General features: G+C 50.8%; 18 protein-coding genes, 1 tRNA gene and 2 pseudogenes. 13 read left to right on the forward strand and 8 right to left on the reverse strand.

The features are described 5' to 3' along the window. Nucleotides 1-277: 277 nt before the first annotated feature. The 3 genes from AC1S52_RS34025 to AC1S52_RS34035 all read left to right on the forward strand — a co-directional run bounded on the left by AC1S52_RS34025 (nt 278) and on the right by AC1S52_RS34035 (nt 3,262). Nucleotides 278-1,999, forward strand: a complete 1,722-nt coding sequence (locus tag AC1S52_RS34025) for a S8 family serine peptidase (RefSeq protein ID WP_482033490.1) — start codon at nt 278-280, stop codon at nt 1,997-1,999. Nucleotides 2,000-2,077: 78 nt separating this feature from the next. Further along, nucleotides 2,078-2,506, forward strand: coding sequence for a protease complex subunit PrcB family protein (locus AC1S52_RS34030; protein ID WP_482033491.1), 429 nt, complete (start codon nt 2,078-2,080; stop codon nt 2,504-2,506). Nucleotides 2,507-2,629: 123 nt separating this feature from the next. Next, nucleotides 2,630-3,262 carry a Uma2 family endonuclease gene (locus tag AC1S52_RS34035; protein ID WP_482033492.1) on the forward strand — a complete coding sequence of 211 codons (633 nt, stop codon included), beginning with the start codon at nt 2,630-2,632 and terminating at the stop codon, nt 3,260-3,262. Nucleotides 3,263-3,511: 249 nt separating this feature from the next. Here AC1S52_RS34035 and AC1S52_RS34040 read toward each other — a convergent pair. Further along, nucleotides 3,512-3,584: transfer RNA gene (locus tag AC1S52_RS34040), tRNA-His, on the reverse strand. A 169-nt stretch (nt 3,585-3,753) separates the two neighbouring features. On the opposite strand from AC1S52_RS34040, the gene AC1S52_RS34045 reads away from it, so the two are divergent. After that, on the forward strand, nt 3,754-5,040 hold the full coding sequence (locus AC1S52_RS34045; RefSeq protein ID WP_482033493.1) for a DUF3084 domain-containing protein: 1,287 nt from the start codon (nt 3,754-3,756) through the stop codon (nt 5,038-5,040). Between the two features lie 43 nt (nt 5,041-5,083). Further along, on the forward strand, nt 5,084-5,521 hold the full coding sequence (locus AC1S52_RS34050) for a pre-16S rRNA-processing nuclease YqgF (protein ID WP_482033494.1): 438 nt from the start codon (nt 5,084-5,086) through the stop codon (nt 5,519-5,521). A gap of 34 nt (nt 5,522-5,555) precedes the next feature. On the opposite strand, the gene AC1S52_RS34055 is transcribed toward AC1S52_RS34050, so the two are convergent. Next, complete coding sequence (locus AC1S52_RS34055) at nt 5,556-5,960, reverse strand: hypothetical protein (RefSeq protein WP_482033495.1); 405 nt, start codon at nt 5,958-5,960, stop codon at nt 5,556-5,558. A 174-nt stretch (nt 5,961-6,134) separates the two neighbouring features. Between AC1S52_RS34055 and rnc the strand changes: the two genes are divergently transcribed. Together rnc and hisF are read left to right on the forward strand one after the other, a co-directional pair. After that, nucleotides 6,135-7,352, forward strand: a complete 1,218-nt coding sequence (gene rnc, locus AC1S52_RS34060) for a ribonuclease III (RefSeq protein ID WP_482033496.1) — start codon at nt 6,135-6,137, stop codon at nt 7,350-7,352. Nucleotides 7,353-7,457: 105 nt separating this feature from the next. Beyond that, complete coding sequence (hisF, locus tag AC1S52_RS34065) at nt 7,458-8,231, forward strand: imidazole glycerol phosphate synthase subunit HisF (RefSeq protein ID WP_482033497.1); 774 nt, start codon at nt 7,458-7,460, stop codon at nt 8,229-8,231. A gap of 88 nt (nt 8,232-8,319) precedes the next feature. On the opposite strand, the gene AC1S52_RS34070 is transcribed toward hisF, so the two are convergent. Beyond that, nucleotides 8,320-8,751 (reverse strand): FKBP-type peptidyl-prolyl cis-trans isomerase, encoded by a 432-nt coding sequence (locus AC1S52_RS34070; RefSeq protein ID WP_482033498.1) that lies wholly within the window; start codon nt 8,749-8,751, stop codon nt 8,320-8,322. 289 nt (nt 8,752-9,040) lie between these two features. On the opposite strand from AC1S52_RS34070, the gene AC1S52_RS34075 reads away from it, so the two are divergent. The 4 genes and pseudogenes from AC1S52_RS34075 to AC1S52_RS34090 form a co-directional block, all read left to right on the forward strand. Next, nucleotides 9,041-10,579: a phytoene desaturase family protein gene (locus AC1S52_RS34075; RefSeq protein WP_482033499.1), complete on the forward strand. Its 1,539-nt coding sequence runs from the start codon at nt 9,041-9,043 to the stop codon at nt 10,577-10,579. Continuing rightward, a complete protein-coding gene (locus AC1S52_RS34080) occupies nt 10,576-11,472 on the forward strand; it encodes a DMT family transporter (RefSeq protein ID WP_482033500.1) in 897 nt (298 codons plus the stop codon). The genes AC1S52_RS34075 and AC1S52_RS34080 overlap by 4 nt, the downstream gene beginning before the upstream one ends. A 326-nt stretch (nt 11,473-11,798) precedes the next feature. Beyond that, nucleotides 11,799-13,061, forward strand: a complete 1,263-nt coding sequence (locus AC1S52_RS34085) for a GTP cyclohydrolase II (protein WP_482033501.1) — start codon at nt 11,799-11,801, stop codon at nt 13,059-13,061. Between the two features lie 334 nt (nt 13,062-13,395). Then, a pseudogene (locus AC1S52_RS34090) lies at nt 13,396-13,662 on the forward strand (IS4-like element ISSysp3 family transposase); the annotation flags it as partial. A 224-nt stretch (nt 13,663-13,886) separates the two neighbouring features. Here the strand turns inward: AC1S52_RS34090 and AC1S52_RS34095 are convergent. The 4 genes from AC1S52_RS34095 to rsmI all read right to left on the reverse strand — a co-directional run bounded on the left by AC1S52_RS34095 (nt 13,887) and on the right by rsmI (nt 18,188). Next, entirely contained in the window at nt 13,887-15,299 is a 1,413-nt protein-coding gene (locus AC1S52_RS34095) for an ATPase, T2SS/T4P/T4SS family (RefSeq protein ID WP_482033502.1), read from the reverse strand. A gap of 236 nt (nt 15,300-15,535) precedes the next feature. Continuing rightward, a complete protein-coding gene (locus AC1S52_RS34100) occupies nt 15,536-16,495 on the reverse strand; it encodes a HetZ-related protein 2 (protein WP_482033503.1) in 960 nt (319 codons plus the stop codon). A 420-nt stretch (nt 16,496-16,915) separates the two neighbouring features. Continuing rightward, a complete protein-coding gene (locus AC1S52_RS34105; protein ID WP_482033504.1) occupies nt 16,916-17,248 on the reverse strand; it encodes a hypothetical protein in 333 nt (110 codons plus the stop codon). A gap of 88 nt (nt 17,249-17,336) precedes the next feature. Further along, nucleotides 17,337-18,188 (reverse strand): 16S rRNA (cytidine(1402)-2'-O)-methyltransferase, encoded by an 852-nt coding sequence (gene rsmI, locus AC1S52_RS34110; RefSeq protein WP_482033505.1) that lies wholly within the window; start codon nt 18,186-18,188, stop codon nt 17,337-17,339. A gap of 222 nt (nt 18,189-18,410) precedes the next feature. Between rsmI and AC1S52_RS34115 the strand changes: the two genes are divergently transcribed. After that, nucleotides 18,411-19,274 (forward strand): 3'(2'),5'-bisphosphate nucleotidase CysQ family protein, encoded by an 864-nt coding sequence (locus tag AC1S52_RS34115; protein WP_482033506.1) that lies wholly within the window; start codon nt 18,411-18,413, stop codon nt 19,272-19,274. Between the two features lie 217 nt (nt 19,275-19,491). Here AC1S52_RS34115 and AC1S52_RS34120 read toward each other — a convergent pair. After that, nucleotides 19,492-19,767: pseudogene (locus tag AC1S52_RS34120) on the reverse strand (transposase family protein); the annotation flags it as partial. Nucleotides 19,768-19,847: 80 nt separating this feature from the next. Here AC1S52_RS34120 and AC1S52_RS34125 point away from each other — a divergent pair. Next, the coding region (locus AC1S52_RS34125) for a transposase (RefSeq protein ID WP_482033507.1) at nt 19,848-20,187 on the forward strand (340 nt) is incomplete at its 3' end.

Genomic DNA, 20,187 nt, shown 5'->3' on the forward strand with positions numbered 1-20,187 from the left:
TGTAACTCCACAGCAACAGAAAGATATACAACGTGAGTTAATCATTAACTCCTCAAGGCAATTTTTGGATTGATTTTCCAAAAACCGCAGTTACAGCGGTTTTCAGACGGGTGCCACACAGGTGATGCCGTTAGATCCTTGGGAAACACTGGATCGGTGTGGCATACACAAATGAAAATGGCTGTAAATCTTCTGCATATGTTTTTCAACTCCTGGAGTTATGACACTACAGCAGAGCGCGCTGCTGTTTAGTCGTTAATTTCAACAGGAATTCATCATGTACAAATTTGGTAGCGAACTACTCGGTGCCTGCAAAAGTTCTATTGGGTACTCCAAAACTGAAGGACTGCCAATTAACCATTCCTCAGGCTCCTTGCTTTCTTCCTGTGAGCTATCCGAGCCAATTTCCACCTGCCGATTTGGGAAGCACAGCAGCCATGTTTTAACGAGTGATGCGGATAATCTGCTCGCTCCCAACCCCCTCTTTACCTCAATTGAGAACTCAAATGGAACCCTTTTGGCTCCAGACAATGCAATCTCGTTCGATATCACGGGGCAGAATAGCCTGTCCTGGTACGACAACCTCACTGGTCAAACCCAATCCTGGCTGCTCCATTCTTCCACAGAAACCATCCTGCCTGCATCGATTCTGAACCTCGATATTAGCGAATTGATGAACGGACAGACCGCTCCAATCTTGCAAGTTGTGGGTGGAACCTTGAGTGCAGATACCTTTACCTATGACCCAACCATTCGTTACAACGTTTATTCAGGGAACGGCAACGTGCAATTTGGAGCAGGAGGAAGGGATGAACTGGATTTGTCCGATTATTTTTCAACCGCAGTGGCTAGAAGCTTTGCAACTGCAAGGGGAGGTGGGGTTTTGTTCAACCCTGGTAATGGAACGCGAGTATTTGATGTGCTTCAATTTAGCAATGGTAACCAGATCCTGATGGAGGGAGTTGACAGAATTCGCTTTGCCGATGGCATTCTCAATCTGTCTACGACTCCCAATGACCCTGGTTTTAGCTCCCAGTGGAACTTACACATGATGGGAGTTCATAATGCCTGGCGCTTTACCACGGGTTCTGAACAAGTCATTATTGGTGTTCAAGATTCTGGATTAGGCGTTGATCGAAATGGGTTCGGACATCCCGATCTGCGACGAAACACCTTTGTGATGGGTGACAATTTCATTGATGATTTTGAGTCGGGTTTGGGGTCTTCATCTCACGGTACGGCTGTACAAGGAATCATTGCGGCTGCCAGTAACAATGGAATCGGCATGAGTGGAATTAACTGGAACTCAGATGTGCTGAATGCGGACGTGTTGGGGGGCGATCGCCGAGATCTGGATCTGGCAGAGGCGAGCCAATCCATGATTGACGAGGCAAACCGCCGGGGCGATCGCTTAGTTATCAATATGAGTTTAGGAATTCCCAATTCCCAGGGTCGAACTGGCTATCACCCCGCCTTGGAACGGGTGGTAGCAACCAATCCGAATGTACTGTTTGTGATTGCCTCTGGGAATGAAGATGTCAGTGGTATTTCCTATCCCGCTTCCCTTGCCCAACTTTACTCCAATGTGATGGCGGTGGGTGCATCCTGGGGCAATAGCGATGTCAATGGAGTTCCGAAAGCACCGGGAACCCGAATTACCTATCCCGGCTGGTGGGGTTCAAATTACGGAAATGGGCTGACCCTGATGGGACCGTCAGAGGTCGCGGCAACCAGTGCAACGGCAATGTTGAATGGGGTTTCCTTTGGCTACAATACTCAATTCAATGGCACCTCTGCGGCAACTCCCAACGTAACGGGTGTTGCTTCCCTCGTCTGGAGTGCGAATCCCAATCTGACTGCCCATCAGGTGCAAACCATTCTGTCGGAAACCGCCTATGACCTGGGTGCGCGTGGTTACGATCGCACCTACGGTCACGGTTTTGTCAATGCGGATGCTGCCGTGCGGCGTGCTCTGGCGATCGGCGCAGGTGCAGTTTAACAATTTCGCCCTCTCCCCTATTCCACTTCGGGGTGGGGGAGCTTCTTTGATCTATTTGTTCTTTAGCCAGTGATCACCATGAACTCATCCATTACGTTTGAACCTTTGATGCTGGATAATCCATTGCTGTCACACCAATCCGAGTCATTCCCAAAGCTACGGGTATTTCGTGACTTGAAAACCTGGACAGATTTCTGGCAAAACAGCCCTCAGCGAGACTTAAATTTCTTGCCTCTTCCCGCTCCAGAGGTTGACTTCACTCGTTCTATGGTGATTGAGATAAGGACAGCTTCCCAGGCAACGGGAGGTTACCGCGTTGAGGTAGACAGGATTGAGAATGTTCCAGGGCAGGGGGGCGATCGCTGGCTCATCCACTGCGTTGAACATGCCCCTGACAACAATTCATTTGCCTCCCAACAACCGACAACCCCAGGGGTATTTATTCTGACGGAGCGATCGGATGCTGTTCTAGAATTGAACCTGGAAGTGGTTAGGAGTGGCATTTAAGCCAGGAAAATTTGGCAGATGCAATGCCTGTCTGGGCAACAGACCTTTCGGTTTGGGAAGCTGTAAAATTGATAGAAACAGTCGGCATACGGGCTTTCTTGCCCTGGCAATGAGGCGATCGCAATGGTGCAAGCAGTTTCCCACCGAGTCAGTTTTGAAGAGTTCATCGCCTGGTATCCGGAAAATTCTGAACAGCGATATGAACTCCACGAGGGTGTGATTGTTGAAATGCCAAAACCAAAAGGGAAACATTCTGAGATTGCAGGCTTTTTGAATGGTTCCTTGTTTGTTGAAATAACACGGCTGAAGCTGCCGTACTTTCTTCCCAGGGAGTGCATTGTGCGTTCCATTGATGGCGAGTCAGGCTATGAACCGGATGTGATTGTTTTAGACCGGCAAGCTGTAAACAATGAACCCCGTTGGGCAACGGAGTCGATCATCACATCAGGTGCCTCGGTGCGTCTGGTTGTGGAGGTGGTGAGTACCAACTGGCAGGACGACTACCTGACCAAGCTGCGGGACTACGAGGCACTGGGAATTCCTGAATATTGGGTTATAGATTACCTGGGTTTGGGAGGGCGGTTGCACATTGGCTATCCTAAACAACCGACCTTTTCAGTTTATACCCTCGTAGAAGGTGAGTATGAGGTTAAACGATTCCAGGCAGGGGAACCCATCATCTCTTCAACCTTCCCCAATTTGCAGCTATCTCTCACCAATGTGTTTGCGGCTGGAGCATCTGAGGTCAGTGAGTAAGAGGTGAACCCAATGTCGATCGCCATTAAACCCATGACCTTTGAGGAATACCTGAATTATGACGATGGCACATTCGTCAGCCTAAGCAAGTTTGGAGCCAACTTTACAAAAATTGACTTTTATGAGCTAAATTGCACTGACCCACTTACTAACTCCACGACATTAATTTGTCTTCATAACGAAAAATGTGCCCCGATGACACCAATTTGTCACCAATGACACTTAAATAGTCACTCTACATAAATGGAGGGCGAACGAGGGGACTCGAACCCCCGAGTGGCGGAACCACAATCCGCTGCCTTAACCACTTGGCTACGCTCGCCATTGCGTTTTCTATCATACCATTTAGGGCATAGGTTGATCTACCACCAGCGATAAGCCTGGTCCGGGGGCAGATGGTAGTTTTTTTGAGAAACCCTGGGGTAGGCTGTAGGTGGTTTTGTGTGGTGTGTGCAAGGCTATTGGGGAGTGCAGGCAATTCGGGAGTGTGAATGTCCACTGGGTACATCTTGATTTTGGCGGTGTTGCTGCTAGGCGGGGTCATTGCCACTGTGGGCGATCGCCTGGGAAGTCGTATTGGCAAAGCTCGCCTCAGTCTGTTTAACCTGCGTCCCCGGAAGACGGCGACGTTAGTAACCATTCTCACGGGTACTGTGATTGCCGCCTCCACGTTAGGCATCTTGTTTGCAACCAGTGAATACCTGCGTACAGGGCTGTTTGAGTTGGATGCCATTCAGAGAACGTTGAGGCGACTTCGCGGTGAGCTGTATAACACCCAGGTTCAAAAAAACCAGGCAGAGTCAGAACTTACCAGGGCACAGGCTGACCGGGCATCGGCACAGAAGCAACTGGCTGACAGTAAACAACAATTAGTTGAAGCCGATCGGGCGGTGAGGACAGCGATCGCAGAGCGCAGTCGTGCCCAGACAGAAAGGGCACGTACAGAAGCAGAGTTAGTCCGGACTCAAAACCAACTGCGAACTGAGATTAATCAACTGGAGGTCGAAAAAAACCAATTAATTGCCCAGAAAGAAGGGGAGGTGCTAGACAAGGAGAAGCAGGTTCAAAAACTAGAAGCGCAGCAAACGTTCCTTGCTAGAGAAATCCAGGAGCTAGAGCTAGAACGTCAGGGTTTGCGCCAGGGCAACGTCGCCGTTCAGCGCGGGCAGGTTCTTGCTTCCGCCTTAGTCCGAGTTTCATCGACAACAACAGCCAAACAGGTTGTAGACCAGCTTTTGAATGAAGCGAACCGAGCCGCCATTCGTCTGGCACGACCGGGCACCAATGGACAAATCATTCAAATTACGAACCCTGAAGTGGAGCAACTGATCAACCGGATTAACGATGGCAAAGATTATGTGATTAGAGTGTTTTCGGCTGCCAATTATTTGGTTGGAGAAACCCCCATTCAGGTATTTGCAGATGCCGTTCCTAACCGATCAATCTTCCTGGCGGGAGATGTGGTTGCGGCAACTTCTGTTGATCCTTCTAGAATGACGGATGAACAAATTCAGCAGCGAATTAACTTGCTGATTGCTGCCGCCAATTTTCGTGCCCGTAGCCTGGGAATTTTGACGGATTCGGTAGAAATTGGGCGGATTCAAGATCTCATCATCTTCATTTCACAACTGAAGCAATATAACCAGATGGTGGAACTAAAAGCGGTTGCATCCGAGGTTACTTACGTTTCGGGTCCTCTCAGGATAGAGTTAATTGCAGTTCAGGATGGGGAGGTTTTATTTCGGACCGCAACACCCTCGACGGGTACCGTAAATTGAGCCGCTGTTTCAACTGTGAACTCATTGAATCAACCGTGATCCCATGCTCTCTAGTCCTTCCTCCACGTCTGATCAGCCTGTCATTCTAGGATTTGACCCCGGTCGCCGTAAGTGCGGTCTGGCGGTGATGGGGGTTGACCGTACTTTGCAATATCACGAGGTTGTGACGACTGAATCCGCGATCGCCACGATTGAGGCACTGCGGCAAAAGTTCCCCATTACGATGATGGTGATGGGGGATCAAACCACCGCTAAAGAGTGGAAACACAAGCTCAATAGTGAATTGCCCGATCCTCTGCGAATTATCCTGGTAGATGAGCGCTATAGTACCCTGGAGGCACGCGATCGCTACTGGAAAATGTATCCTCCGAAGGGGTTGGATAGTCTAATTCCCCAGGCTCTCCGTCGCATCCCCCGTCCCGTAGATGACATTGTGGCAGTCCTGCTGATTGAGCGCTATTTAGAGCGGTTGGTCAATTAAACCCGAAACGCTGCCGTTCCGACCTCAACCTGTTTCAGAAGTTTGGATTGGCTGGATTGCTTGGAAAAGTGGGGGGCTGATAAACCCGAATCTTTTGGTGGGTTCGCACCCCCCCATTCATTCTGCCCGGTGTGAGATAGGTGCCGCTTGGGTTTACAGACTGCTGGTTCAGGTCAATTCGGGTTCCGTTGGAATAGTAGTAGGTGGTAGTCCCATCTCCTTTAGGCACTGCGACCGTTGGATAAATTACCTGCCCATTGGGAGTTTGGATGCCACCATTGCGATAGATTTGGGTGCCGGGTGGGTAGGTGAGCAAGTTGCCGGTTCCCTGCGGGCGGCTGGGGGGGAGGATATCCGCCGGAGTCTGAGCCTTCACCGCGATCGCGCTGGCTCCCTGCATCAACAATACTGCCAAACCACCCCAAATTAGCCGTCTCATAACCCATCTCCAATCAGAAATTCAGCCTGGAAAAGCAGGCAAAGCGTCCACCTCTGACCCTATCCTAGCGCTGTCCAGAGTTGGACGGCATCCTGCATCTGAAACACACGATATCCCAGGAATAGTAGTTCTAGCCTGCGAAGTTATTTACAGACAAATTTGGAGATTTTTCGAGTGGTAGTCAACAATCGGGTAAGGATTGGCAAAGCGTTAAACTCTCTACGCCAAGGCTTGTATTCATATGTCGAACAGAAAATGCAGGCTTTACACGGTCACACTTGGATGGAAAAAGCCGCTTCCAATCTGCGAGAGTATCAGAAAGCAAAACAGCCAGCAGAGAAGATTATCCGCGAAGATGTATCCGTTCTGTTAAGAATAGTAGACGGAGAATGGGATAAAACCTTTAGCCAAAGCTTAAGCCAGCCTGATCGTGCCCTTGTAAATGAGTTAATCGAAATTCGCAATCAATGGGCACACCAGTCTACTTTTTCAACTGACGACACCTACCGAGCCGTAGACAGTGTGCTGCGGTTACTCAGGTCTATGTCGGCTTTTCAGGTATCGGATGTAGAAAAGCAGAAACAAGAGGTTCTTCGGGCGCTTGCTCAAGAGCAAGCACGACAGGAAGTGCACTATATTTCTGTTTTACCTGCTGAAGAAGCCCGTATTCGTGAAAGATTAGATGAATTGCTGAAACGTATCCCCTTCCAAAAAGCTTACCTTCTTAATCAAGCGCTAACCCATACATCCTACAAATACGAGAATCCAAATACTGGCGAGGATAATGAACAATTAGAATTCATCGGAGATGCACTCCTGACGTTTCTAAGCGGTGACTACCTTTACAAACGGAATCCAGCTTTAAGAGAGGGTAGCCTGACCAATTTGCGTTCTGATCTAGTTGATAAACCTCAACTAGCAAAGTTTGCAGCCGAGTTAGAGCTTGGTAAATGGATGCGACTTGGGAAAGGTGAGGATAATAGTGGAGGTCGGCGCAAGCCTTCTCTACTCAGTAATGTTTTTGAATCCGTTATAGGTGCTTATTACCTGGATTCTGGGGTTGAGGCAGTACGTGACTTTATTGAACCTTTTTTTGAAAAGGTTGTTAATGATTTATCTATAACCCAAACCCAAAATTCAGTTTCTCACAGTATAGATAACGTGAAAGGTCGGTTTCAGCAGGTTGTTTTAAGTGATGGATTTGCTGAAAATCCTGAGCGTAAACCACCTGAATACAAGACTATCCGTTCCGGTGGAACCGACAATAACCCAGAGTTTACATCGGTAGTTTATGTAGCTGGAAATGAGTACGGTAGTGGAAAGGATAGCAGCACCAAGAAAGCCGAGAAGCAAGCTGCGAGAGATGCCCTGCGGAAGCTTAGCTTGCTCTGAAAATAGGGATTTTCCCCAAGCTGCTGCACTCTATTCCCTTGGGAAACGCTATATTCCTCCATCTATCTGATATAGAATCCAGAAGTTCAACTGATTCCTCCCAAAATGCTGGCAAAACGAATTCTTCCCTGTCTGGATGTCAAGGCAGGACGGGTAGTGAAAGGTATTAATTTTGTTGATCTCAAAGATGCGGGCGACCCCGTAGAACTGGCTCAGGTCTATAACGACGCTGGGGCAGATGAACTAGTATTTCTGGATATCACCGCCACCCATGAAGACCGAGACATCATTATTGACGTGGTTTACCGCACGGCTGAACAGGTTTTTATTCCTCTTACCGTGGGCGGGGGCATCCAAAACGTAGAAATGATTAAACAACTGTTAAGAGCCGGTGCCGATAAAGTCAGCATTAACTCCTCTGCTGTAAGAGATCCCAGTTTGATTGACCGTGCCAGCGATCGCTTTGGGAATCAGTGCATTGTGGTTGCCATTGATGCTCGTCGCCGACAGGATCCTAACCATCCAGGATGGGATGTGTATGTGCGTGGGGGACGGGAAAACACGGGCTTAGATGCGATCACCTGGGCACAGGAAGTGGAAAAGCGGGGAGCAGGAGAACTTTTAGTTACCAGTATGGATGCCGACGGAACCCAGGCAGGGTATGACCTGGAATTAACCCGCACGATTGCTGAACAGGTGGAAATTCCAGTCATTGCATCGGGCGGTGCGGGCAACTGCCAGCATATTCATGAAGCATTGACTGAGGGCAAAGCAGAAGCGGCATTGCTTGCGTCCTTGCTGCATTATGGGCAGTTAACCGTGGCTCAAATTAAATCCTATCTGGCAGCGCGGCAGGTACCCATTCGTCTGTGCAACTAATTTGTCCTCACCCCCCCACCCTTCTCCCCAAGGAGAAGGGTGGGGGGCAATTGTAGCAGGCATTTCAGCAAAGTCGCACATCGCATCGCTAGCCGTCAATATCCACAAGCTTGATATCAAAGGTCAGATTTTCGCCTGCCAGAGGATGGTTGGCATCCAACGTCACGTTTCCATTGGAAATGTTGGTCACCATTACGGGAAGTAGCTGCCCATCTGGTTGCTGGATGTGGAGTTGCTGCCCAACCTCAGGCTCGATCTCAGGAGGCATTTGCTGGCGATCGATGGTCACTACCATTTCCTCTATGTAAGGACCATAGGCTTGCTCAGTGGGTATGATCTCAGTCTTAGACTCACCTTGAGCCATGCCAACAACCGCTTTCTCAAAACCGGGAATGATGTTTCCTGCGCCGATCGTAAATTCCAGGGGGTCACGGTCGGTGGAAGAATCAAACACGGTGCCATCATCGAGCTTACCGGTGTAATGCACCTTTACCGTATCACCGTGTTTCGCCTGTGCCATTCGTTTTCTCCTTCGAGTTAGGTCTCGCGTTAAGTATGGGGCGATCGCAACCCGATGCCCGGATTACTTAACCTTGTTTTTTGATTAACGTGGTTTTGATTACCGTTAGGCAATCGTTCTGGGTCTCTTTCATCATGTTAATTTGGGATTTCCAAATTTCAAGCGGCAAGGGCTTCCAGAGAAAACCTTAACCGCCAGAGTTTAGACTGTTCAGGAAGTTGGGTCAAAGCTGAAATAATTCCAAAGCAGGCACCTTTTGAGGATGCAGATTTTTTAATCGAGGTTCACGATGCAGAGCCAGATACCAGATGCAGACGTAATTATTATAGGCAGTGGAATTGGTGGCTTGTCTGCTGGGTCGCTGCTGGCTCGTTATGGCAAACGGGTGATCGTTTGCGAAAGCCATGCCATACCCGGTGGAGCCGCCCACAGTTTTTCCCGACGCGGGTTTCACTTCGATTCGGGTCCTTCCTTCTACTGCGGTTTGAGTGACCCCCGATCGCTAAATCCCCTCCGCCAAATTCTGGATGTGCTGGGAGAAGCGGTGCCTGCGATCGCCTACGATCCCCTGGGGCACTATCATTTTCCAGAAGGGACTTTTCCGGTCTACAGCAACGCCCATCGCTACCGGGAAGCCGTTGCCCAAATTACCCCTCAGGGAGCCATTGAACTCGGTCGATTGGAGCGGCGATTGCTGAACCTGTATGAGGCGTTAGAGGGCATCCCTGCCCTGGCGTTAAGAGCCGACTTGAATGGGATTCCAATTCTGATCAGCCGCTACCTGCCATCCCTGCTGAAACTACTGCCCCAACTGGGTAAGATTCAGGGATCGGTCGCCGATTTGATGAAAGACTTGCAAGATCCCTGGTTGCGACGGTTGATTGACCTGGAGTGTTTTCTGTTGTCAGGGCTGAAGGCAAATGGAACCGTAGCACCTGAAGTTGCCTTCATGTTTGGTGAACGTTCTCGTTCCGTTGTGGACTATCCGATTGGGGGCAGCGGAGCGATCGTGGATGCCCTGGTACGGGGGTTACAACGCTGGGGTGGTGAGTTGCGCCTGAATGCCCATGTGGAAGAGATTCTGGTGACAGCAGGGAAGGCAAGGGGTGTGCGTCTGCGGCAAGGAGAAGTTTTGACCGCCCCCATCGTCATTTCCAATGCAACCAGGTGGGATACCTGTACGCAATTGCTGAAACCAGAAATGCTGCCAGCTTCCTACCGCGACCAGGTATTGGAAACACCCGCGATCGCCAGCTTTATGCATCTCCACCTGGGTATCCGTGCCGATGGACTGGAAACCCTGACTGGGCACCATGTTGTCCTTCACGATGCCAATCAGGATATTACCGCTCCCGGAAACACCTGCATGATCTCAATCCCATCCGTGTGGGATGCCAACCTTGCGCCTTCGGGGCACCATGCCGTCCATGCCTACACCCTGGAGCCTTATGCAGGCTGGCAGCGAGATCCGGACTACACAGAACGCAAACGCCAGCGGGCAGAACCCCTGTTTCAAGCACTGGAGCGTGTCATCCCCGATCTGCGGCAGCGCATTGTGCTGGAACTAATTGGCACCCCTCTAACCCATGCCCATTACCTGCGTCGCTATCAGGGCACCTACGGACCTGCCATTGTCGCTGGTCAAGCCACCTTTCCCAGTACTCAAACCCCCATCCCCGGTCTATTCTGTGTCGGGGACAGCACCATGCCCGGAATTGGGGTTCCCGCTGTCGCCGCCTCTGGCATTCTCTGTGCCAATGGCTTAGTCAGTCCTCAGCAAACGCTGGAGTTGCTGAAAATCCGCGACTCCCACTTTGAAAATCTATGACCTTCGTCTATCACTTTCGTGGCGAACTGGCTGCGCTGACTGCCGCACTGATCTGGGCAGGAGCTTCCGTGGTTTATACCGGCGTTGGACGGTCTTTGTCGCCGCTGATGCTGAACCTGGCAAAGGGACTGGTTGCGATCGCCCTGATTCTTTTGACGCTGCTGTTACGGGGTGAATTGTTTCCCACGGTACCGACTACGGCGATCGCCCTGCTCAGTCTCAGTGGTGCGATTGGGATTGGCATTGGCGATACTGCCTACTTTGAATCGCTGAACTGCATTGGGGCACGGCGATCGCTCGTGATTGAATCCCTGGCTCCACCACTGGCGGCAGTACTGGCACTGGTTTTTTTGCAAGAACAACTGCCCATCACTGCCTGGTTGGGAATTGCCCTTACCGTTAGCGGAGTTATCTGGGTAGTACTTGAGCGGGCTGAGGAAAACACCCACCCTCAATTTCATCCTCTGCGGGGAATTGGGTTCAGCCTCCTGGCAGCCCTGTGTCAGGCAAGCGGGGCAGTCCTTTCCAGGGCAGCTTTAGCAGGAACCGCTATCGACCCACTCTGGAGTACGCTGGTGCGCCTGCTGGCAGGAGTCCTGGTACTACTGGTCTGGATCGTGCTTCAGCAGCGATCGTGGAAAGAATTTCGTCCCCTCCGTTCCCGAAAACTCCTGACAACTCTGATCGGTACTGCCTTTGCCAGCACATTCCTGGCAATTTGGCTGCAACAAATCTCGCTCAAGTATGCCGCCGCCGGAATTGCCCAGTCCCTCAGTGCGACCAGCCCCCTATTTGTGATTCCGATCGCGATCGCCCTGGGCGAAAAAGTCAGCCTCCGAGCAATTTTGGGAGTCATGGTAGCCCTGGTAGGGGTGTGGTTGCTTTTTACGTGAGGAGTGAGAGGAGAGGGGTGAGGGGGAAGTCAACTTACTCAACTCTTAACTCTCAACTCTCAATTCTGAATTCTCAACTCCCCACTCCCTACTCTCAACTCTCAACTTTCAACTTCCCCTCTTTCCCCCCTCCCCTTTCTGCCGCCTGGAACACCCAAGCAGGCAAGCCCTACTGGTAAAATCTAGACTCTACCCGGATCACGCTGGTTGCCGCAGAGCCTTTGAAGACCTTCATGGATGTAAAGAGGGTGTCGATTCTATGGGTATCGGCGTTTAGTCAAGCGATCCGCTCTACGGATGACGGTTAACCTTCAGGGACAGCATCTATGCCAAGTGAAAAAGGGATTAAGCCAAAGCACATCGTTCTCACCTCCCACCCTGCCCGGTTTGGGCAAAAACCATTACCGCTTCACTGGGGAAATACTGATCCGCTCAAACGTGGACCTGTGATCGGCACACTAACCACAGCGGCTCATCGTAACGTCATTGGTACTCACTCTGGCTCCTATGGGGTTTACCGAGCATTAGCGGTTGCCAGCGGTCAGCTCCAGTCAGACCACCGTGCCGATCTGACCAACACTTCGCCCGCAGAGCATATTGGTCCCCACCCTGCCTGGTTCGATCCAGACAAAATTATTTCCCTTGATCCCTTCGGCGCATTGGTGGGTGAGGTGTATACCTCCCTATATCAGGAAGGCTACGATATTCGCCCAACGATCGCCATTACCAGAGCACACATTAATATGCCAGAGCTTCAGGAGGCGGTGTTGAAAGGACGCATCCAGGTTGACGGCAAGATTTTGAAACCGGGGGGCGATCTGGTGGTGACGAAGGCAGCGATCGAGCCGGTCTGGTATTTGCCTGGAATTGCTAAACGGCTCGGTGTCAGTGAGTCGAATCTGCGGCGTGCCTTGTTTGAACAAACAGGAGGCATGTTCCCGGAACTGGTAACCCGTCCAGATTGCCATGTGTTTCTGCCTCCCATTGGCGGGATGACGGTCTACATTGTGGGGGAGGTTGCTGCCATCACTGACCCCAACCGACCGCTGGCAGTCAGAGTCCATGACGAGTGCAACGGATCTGATGTGTTTGGGTCTGATATTTGCACCTGTCGTCCTTACCTGGTACACGGAGTAGAAGCCTGTGTCCAAACCGCTCAGGAAGGCGGGGCTGGGGTGATTGTTTACCTGCGTAAGGAAGGACGCGCCCTGGGCGAAGTAACCAAGTTTCTGGTTTATAACGCTCGTAAACGTCAGGAAGGGGGCGATCGCGCCGATGCCTACTTCGCCCGGACTGAATGCGTTGCCGGAGTGCAGGACATGCGCTTCCAGGAACTCATGCCCGATGTATTGCACTGGCTGGGTATCACCCGCATCGATCGCTTCATTTCCATGAGCAACATGAAGTACAACGCCATTACCCAATCTGGGATTGAAATTGTAGAACGAGTTCCGATTCCAGAGGACTTAATTCCGGCAGATGCCAAAGTTGAAATTGAAGCCAAAAAAGCCGCTGGCTACTACACAAATGGCGCAGTCCCCGATGATGCTGACCTGGCACAGGTTAAAGGTCGGAGGTTAAGTGATTGAGGAACTGAAAGTTATCCCCTTGCTGTGCTCCCCCAGGAATTGAGGATTGGGGGCGACTCACCAAACCTATTGATCCGTAGGTATAGCTGTAGCCGGTGTTGCCGAATGAAGGTATGATTTCCCTCATCCCCAACCCTTCTCCCCAAAAAGAAGGAAGCTAGAGTTCCGGTTCCCTCGCCCCTTGGGCTACCGTGTATACAGAAATTGCCCTTAGATTAGATGAATCAGATGAGGGACGCAAAATGCTGGACAACCCAATTTTGATCCATGCTCGAGAACTCAAAACAGCGGCATTCGGCGATAAGAGGCTGGAAAAAAGTGACACACCCAATCGGCAACCGTTGTTTTCTCTCCAGCACAGCAGGACTGTCTCACTCAGCTTGCCCCAACCCTCAATGGTCGGACTGCCAAACAACAGAACCCTCATCCCCCACGCACTTTAGCCTGGGCAACTTGGCTAATTGCCCGTTTAGGTGGATGGTCGGGATTGCAAAGTCAACGTCCTCTTGGTATCGGGACACTCTTCAGGGGGTTGCGGCAGTTTGATGCACTCTTTCGCGGTTGGTCACTTGCTCACTCCCTAGATGTGTATACACAGTAGCCCATCGGGAGGGGGCTAGGGTAAGGGCAGTTCTTCCAGGCATTTCAGCAAAGTCGCATATCGCATTAATAATCTGTGGGTATGATCCACCCATTCACCCAAGTGTGGTTTCCCCATCTAAAAATCGCTGTAGAAAACACGACAGGGATGCTTCACACGCTGTGCAACAACATGGAAAAATGCCCGCTCAATGATCGCCAGGCTAATAACTGTCATTAATAAGACTATTTCTCTTCCTGCTGCATATCAGACAGTTGGAGCGTCTTCAGGGCATCTAGCTGCTGCTCTACACTCTTCAATACTTCGTTAAGGGCAGGTAGGACACTGAGCTGATCTGCCGTCAGCATGGGGTAGAAGCGTGTGCGAACACGGATCTCATTCACCTTGCGCTGAAGGTCTTGAGCAATACTGAGCGCATCCCGACTGAGGTTGGCTAACTGTTGCTGTTGGTAAAATTTAAGTGCCGCCCCCCGCAAGATCTGGACGGTTGCCTCTTCCCCGTGGTTGCCAGGCATGACCCGAAAACGCAATAGCAAGCGGTGCCGCTGGTAAAGCCGCTCAATTTCGACCTGTTTTGGCTTCTGAACCGGAAGCAGGGGCAGCCGGGTCAACATTTTTAATTCATTAATTACTCCCTGAAAAATTTCTACAGGTAGTTCGTCCAGAATTGATTGAAGAACTCCATCCTGGCTCCACAGAATACGGGCATGGGTTGGTTGGCGTTCTAAATAGAGCCGCCCAATTCCACCAACCAGTACGCGCCCCAATAATTCCTGAAGCAATTCAGGGGGCGATAGGGTCACCAAGACCTCTGCTGGGTCAGAAAGATGCCTGGCATTAATTTCTAAAACGGGTAAAGATTCCCCAGGAGAAGGTGCTTCGGGAGGGGATTCTTCAGGTGGCGGTTGATCGGCTTTCAGGATGAACGTCCCTTGCTGACCATTGTGACTGTTGTGGTTCAGTTCTGGTTGACTGTCTGAATCGACTACACTCGGAACAACCGCGCCTGAATCCACTGCACCTGCTATCACCGTGCCAGATACCTTACTCGACAAGGAAACCTGGGGGGCAGTCACCTCAAGATCCTGAAAATTTAGATCTTCTGGGCTGTCTACCAGTAGGGTGGGATGGGAGTGAGGATCGTGAACATTCTGATGCAAGCCCTCGTCCTGCTTTGAATTGGATGCGGCTGCTTTGCTTTTGGCGGCTTCCTGGGCAAGCTTTTGCTCAATTCGTTTGGCAATCGACTGGGATGAGGAATGAGTGGGGGGACTGACGGGTTTCTTTTGGTTGCCGGTATAGTTCAGGTAAGCTGAAAGCGCGGCATGGTGAATATCAGAGGCGATGGTCTGGGGAACTAGTGAGCAGTTCATGTAGGCTAGAATTCGCCGAACATAGTCCAGGGCTGCGGTGTCTTCCAGGTTAACCATGCCCAATTTAAGGCGACTTCCCTCCAGTCCCAGGGGAAGGATCTGATGGTAAAGGCAGGCTTCAAACGGCAGGATACTGTCAATTAGCCGAAAGATTTGCTCGGCATCAAAGTAAGTAGCCCAACTTGATTTCGAGTTTGCCGAACCAATAGGCTCCAGTTGCCGGTTTGTTGATAAGTTAGCCTGATCGCCAGGTAAGGACACCATAGGGGTTTCTTGAATTTATTCTGTAGCGTTGGGATGTGGCACCCCTACTTGACCCATGATGTATAAAATTTAGCTTATTTCAAAGGAAATGGTGATTACATGACCAGATCTTCATTTGAGGTAATGCTATTCCCCATTTCTATTATTCTTTGGGCGTAGTTGGTTAAGGTTATTATTGCCCATTCCGAATGCTCCAGTTTGATATGAAGTTTTAATGGAACATCCGGATTTATTCTTTATTCAACTTTTTCTTGAACAGAATTACCTAACCAGCTAATTACTAATTCTCGCTGGTTTTTGGAGGCAAAGACTCGAACGGCGTGGTAGTTAATTTTTTCCCGCAGCCGGTACACCTGTTTAATTGGCAGGTCAAGCCTTTGAGCGATCGCCTCCTGGGAGCGTCCCTGGAGATAAAGGTTGAGCCATTCTGCCGCCACTGGACCGACTTTCTCAGTCAGGTAAGCTTCAAATTGGCGCTTAACCGCATTCCTTAGCTCCTGCTGTTCTTCTGCTGCCTGGGCATCCTGGTACTGACTAACTGCCTGGGTATCCAGCAGGCTAATTGACCCATCGGAGTCATCGGGAGCAACCTCTTCTGAAACCAGACGAATAAAGTCTTTTGCTGGCACCTGGGTCATACCTCCCCGTTGAGAACGACGCAGGTAGTTGACAAATCGGTAGGAAAGTAAGGGTTGACTGCGAATTGGACGCAGGCAGTATTCCTCAGTACTTGCCAGCATCAGCGCATTGCGTAACCGATTGTCTTTCGTGGATTTCGAGATCCAGAGGATCTGCTGCTGCATGTAGGTATCGTTTTGCAATAGTTCCTGGATCACTTCTTCCAGGACATCAACCACAGTACGCTGGCGATCTCGGGAGAGCGCAATCCAGGTACGAATTTTGTTACGAATCAAGAAAAGGCTGCTCAAGCGCTGGATTAACCGTCTGTAAGCCCGTTCTGGGGGAACATCTAGATATCGCTGACGCAGAATGCGATAGCGGTAGTCCATCGCCTGTTCGGTAATCTGGCGCAGACTGGGGGTTAGATCCTCGAACCGGGACTCGTCTTCCCCAATCAGCCAACGAATAATGCTTTCGCGGGCAGCTCGATTCTGTCCAGGCAGTTCTGCCTCCAACCGCGATCGCCACTCATTTGCAATCTCCTCAGCCAATCCCATGTTTTTAGCCAACACCATGAGGTTGTCATCCTGTCCGTTCTAAACGCCCATGATAAGAGTGTGCCTTACACCCCCTACTTAACACACTCACCCGCATGGGTAGTAGTTTGAGTGACGGGGGGACACTGGTGGTTCAGGATGTGGCTGCTTAAGGGCAACCGCAATTCTGAACCCAGGGCATCAAGTGAACGTTCAATTATTGTACTGATGGACGGGAAAAGATGAAGAAATATGGTGAAGGGTGATGAAGGACGTTACTGAAAAACAGGATGAATTGCAACAAAGGTTCAAGCATCCAGCAGCCTTGTCATCCCCGGAATCAGCTCATCCTCGGAACTAGCGACGCCTAATGAAGCTAGGGGATGACGGGGAATAGAGTCAAGCGGGGACATAAGTAATTTTTAGATTGCCTTAATAAATCCCAAAACCAAACGCCCATTAAAACCGCAGTCGTCCCTCGGTTATTAGTCGATAGCCACTGATCAGGGCGGCAAAGGCAATCATAAAGTTCCACAGGCTGGTGGGTTTCAACATCACACCACCGCTCATGAAGACCAGTACAACTCCCAGAATTAGCAGAACCCAGCCCCAGTTGCCAGTTTGTCTGGGAAAGACAATCAGGGATGTCACACCGCCCATAATGCAGAGAACGGACCCCGTTGCAGGTAGATTACGCCAAAAGAAAGGAGAGTAAAAGGTCGAAAACACGATGTTTTGACCCACAAAGTACATACCCGCCAGCAGCAGCACAAAGCCAATTAGTCTACCCATTTGTGTGATGTCTTTTTTGGAACTTTAGTTATAGGGTTCCCTACTCTTGAAAACATCATGCTGAATCGCTCCCATTTCGGACAGCGACTTAAAATTCCTCAGGCAGCGACAGGGCTAACTGGTAGATCTGGCGACGGGGAAGGGCAGTTTCTTGGGCAAGTTGGCGACTGGCAGCAGAGCGAGAAAGCCCCTGCTTCAGTAAGCTCTGGAGTTCTGCTTTAAGGGCTGTTTCCGACAGGGTGGGGCGGGCTAGGGTGGCTCCAGCCAGCACGAGGGTAAATTCGCCTTGGGGGTCGCGATCGCCATAAAGTTCAGCGGCATCCCCGACAGTACCCCGCCACAGCTCTTCATGAAGCTTTGTTAATTCCCGTGCCAGAACGATCTGCCGATCTTCTCCCAGCAACCGCAGATCCTGTAGGGTTGCTCGCAGTCGATGGGGAGCTTCGTAGAAAATCAGGGTGCGGGGTTCGGCTGTCAGCGTTTCCAGGTAGGCACGTCGTGCCTGGGCTTTGGCAGGTAAAAAGCCTTCAAAAACAAAGCGATCGCAGGGGAGTCCCGAAGCTGTCAGGGCAGCGATTGCGGCACTGGGTCCGGGAATCGGCACGACTGGGATGCCCACTTCAGCGCAGGCTTTCGTCAGTTCATAACCCGGATCAGAGATTCCCGGTGTCCCGGCATCGGTGACGAGGGCGATCGCTTTTCCCTGGTGTAGCCGTTCCAGCAGTTCTGATGTGCGGGACTGGCGATTGTGGTCGTGGTAGCTGAGTTGGGGGGTCCCAATTTGAAAGTGATGCAGCAGTTTTCCTGTGTGGCGCGTATCTTCTGCGGCAATCAGGTCTACTGACTGCAAAATTCGCACTGCCCGGAAGGATAGATCTTCCAGGTTGCCGATGGGGGTACCCACCAGGTAAAGTGTGCCGGGTTTGGGGTCGGAGGGCATGGGAGGGGAGAGGGGGAGAAGGGAGGAGGGAGTGGGGAATGGGGAGGAGGGAATCGTGTGGTTAACCAAAGGAAAATCGCTGTAAAACTCCTCAATCCTGGTACCTGATATCTCTGATGGAAAGTTATGGTGTATCTATTTGGAAGTCGCTGTAAGGTAGATCCTTAGCAATTGATTCCCTTGATCCCTAACGCCTCTCGCAATTTTACAGGAGACTGAAGTTTGGCAAACTTGAAAGCCGATGAACTGAAGGAATTGGTGGCGATCGCCGCTTCGGTGGGTTGGGGAGCAGCAGACATTTTGCTGGAGATGAAACCCGCAGACCTGAATGTGCAGAATTTAGCTGAGGGTCCAGTGACGGCAGCGGATATGGCAGCGAACCACTACATTCTGGAGAATTTGCAGGCGACCTGCGGCACCAGAGACTTTGGCTACCTCAGCGAAGAAACTTACAAGACAGAAGCAACTGGTCAACCAATTCCCCAACCCTTTGTCTGGGTAATTGACCCGCTGGATGGCACCAGGGACTACATCAAAGGTACAGGAGAGTATGCGATTCACATAGCCCTGTTGCAGAAAGACCGTCCGGTGCTGTCGGTAGTGGTGTGTCCGGCGGCAGCCGTGCTTTATTTTGCGACCTTGAATGGTGGCACCTTTGCAGAAAAGCGTTATGAATTTCCTCAACAGATTCAGGTTGCCCAACGGGATCGGATGGAAGACCTGACCATTGTTGCCAGTCGCAGCCATCGGGATGAACGGTTTAACCAGTTGTTGAAGCGATTCCCGATCCAGAATCAGCGATCGGTGGGTAGTGTGGGTGGCAAGATTGCTGCCATTCTGGAACATACCGCTGATGTATACCTTTCCCTGTCTGGTAAGTCAGCCCCAAAGGATTGGGATTTAGCGGCTCCCGAACTGGTACTGACAGAGGCGGGAGGTCAGTTCACCCGCGTTGATGGTACTCCCCTGAGATATAACCAGGCGGATGTGAGTCAGTGGGGTGGGGTGCTTGCCAGCAACGGTCCCTGTCACTCCATTCTCTGTGCTGAGACAACCCGAATTCTAGCGGAGATTGATCAAGGCTAGAAATGGGCGTGGGAAGAACCTCTGCCTATCTACAGCGATTTTTAAATCAATAGCACTGAAATAAGCGGAACCATAGGAGTGACCGCACCTTCACAGCATCCATCCACCTCGTTCCCAGGCTTTGCCTGGAGAACAAGGCATGTTAGGGCTTTCAGTAGACATTACCGGAAATAGCGAAGCATTCTAAAACGAAGCAATCCCTTGAGGAATTCCAAGTTCAAGCAGCTTTGAGTTGGCGATGAGTGAGTCGGAAGTTGTGCAACCCACACGCTGTTTCCATCACATCATCGACAAAATAGGGGGTGCGATTGCGAAACTGATGCACCAAAATATTGCAACGTTTGATGCCACTAATCTGATGCTCAATTTCAACTCGTTCTTGGGCAATCTCTCGATTCCGTTGTTTGTCAGCCTCACTCAGCGATTGGTTGCGCGGCTTTTTCTTCGGTTGCCGAATCGTCACCCCAAGGGGAGCAAACCCCTGAAATCCGGTATCTTGCCATAAGAGTCTATCCGAAAACCTCTAGTTTTGTGAGAGGCTTATAGAGGAAGCATTACAGCCGATTGAGAGCCATGTCCTTTACAGAAATTGCCCCTGATTTTCTGCTGCCAGATGAAGTTTGGGATCAGGTCAAACCTGCCATTCCTCCTGAGCCTCCTAAACCAAAAGGTGGACGCCCTCGAATGGATGATCGACGTGCTCTCAACGGCATCTTTTACGTGATGCGAACCGGGTGCCAGTGGAATGCCTTACCGCGCAGTTTGGGAGCTAGGAGTACGGTACATGATCTGGGCAAAAATGGGTTTGAAGCGTTGCTCAAGTCGGCTCCCATGCTGGCAACGGCAGAGCGGTGTAACTATCACAGTGTAGAAGACCTGCTGGCAGCCCTGGGGTACGGCGAGATCACTCTAA

Source organism: Kovacikia sp. CALU 1929, assembly GCF_056784235.1.

Excerpts from the sequence above, each read along its gene's own strand:
- AC1S52_RS34025 (WP_482033490.1), top strand. The coding sequence starts at position 278 with ATGTACAAATTTGGTAGCGAACTACTCGGTGCCTGCAAAAGTTCTATT.
- AC1S52_RS34050 (WP_482033494.1), top strand. The coding sequence starts at position 5,084 with ATGCTCTCTAGTCCTTCCTCCACGTCTGATCAGCCTGTCATTCTAGGA.
- AC1S52_RS34045 (WP_482033493.1), top strand. The coding sequence starts at position 3,754 with ATGTCCACTGGGTACATCTTGATTTTGGCGGTGTTGCTGCTAGGCGGG.
- hisF (WP_482033497.1), top strand. The coding sequence starts at position 7,458 with ATGCTGGCAAAACGAATTCTTCCCTGTCTGGATGTCAAGGCAGGACGG.
- AC1S52_RS34105 (WP_482033504.1), bottom strand. The coding sequence starts at position 17,248 with ATGGGTAGACTAATTGGCTTTGTGCTGCTGCTGGCGGGTATGTACTTT.
- AC1S52_RS34075 (WP_482033499.1), top strand. The coding sequence starts at position 9,041 with ATGCAGAGCCAGATACCAGATGCAGACGTAATTATTATAGGCAGTGGA.
- AC1S52_RS34100 (WP_482033503.1), bottom strand. The coding sequence starts at position 16,495 with ATGGTGTTGGCTAAAAACATGGGATTGGCTGAGGAGATTGCAAATGAG.
- AC1S52_RS34080 (WP_482033500.1), top strand. The coding sequence starts at position 10,576 with ATGACCTTCGTCTATCACTTTCGTGGCGAACTGGCTGCGCTGACTGCC.
- AC1S52_RS34085 (WP_482033501.1), top strand. The coding sequence starts at position 11,799 with ATGCCAAGTGAAAAAGGGATTAAGCCAAAGCACATCGTTCTCACCTCC.
- AC1S52_RS34030 (WP_482033491.1), top strand. The coding sequence starts at position 2,078 with ATGAACTCATCCATTACGTTTGAACCTTTGATGCTGGATAATCCATTG.
- AC1S52_RS34035 (WP_482033492.1), top strand. The coding sequence starts at position 2,630 with ATGGTGCAAGCAGTTTCCCACCGAGTCAGTTTTGAAGAGTTCATCGCC.
- AC1S52_RS34095 (WP_482033502.1), bottom strand. The coding sequence starts at position 15,299 with ATGGTGTCCTTACCTGGCGATCAGGCTAACTTATCAACAAACCGGCAA.
- AC1S52_RS34055 (WP_482033495.1), bottom strand. The coding sequence starts at position 5,960 with ATGAGACGGCTAATTTGGGGTGGTTTGGCAGTATTGTTGATGCAGGGA.
- AC1S52_RS34070 (WP_482033498.1), bottom strand. The coding sequence starts at position 8,751 with ATGGCACAGGCGAAACACGGTGATACGGTAAAGGTGCATTACACCGGT.
- rsmI (WP_482033505.1), bottom strand. The coding sequence starts at position 18,188 with ATGCCCTCCGACCCCAAACCCGGCACACTTTACCTGGTGGGTACCCCC.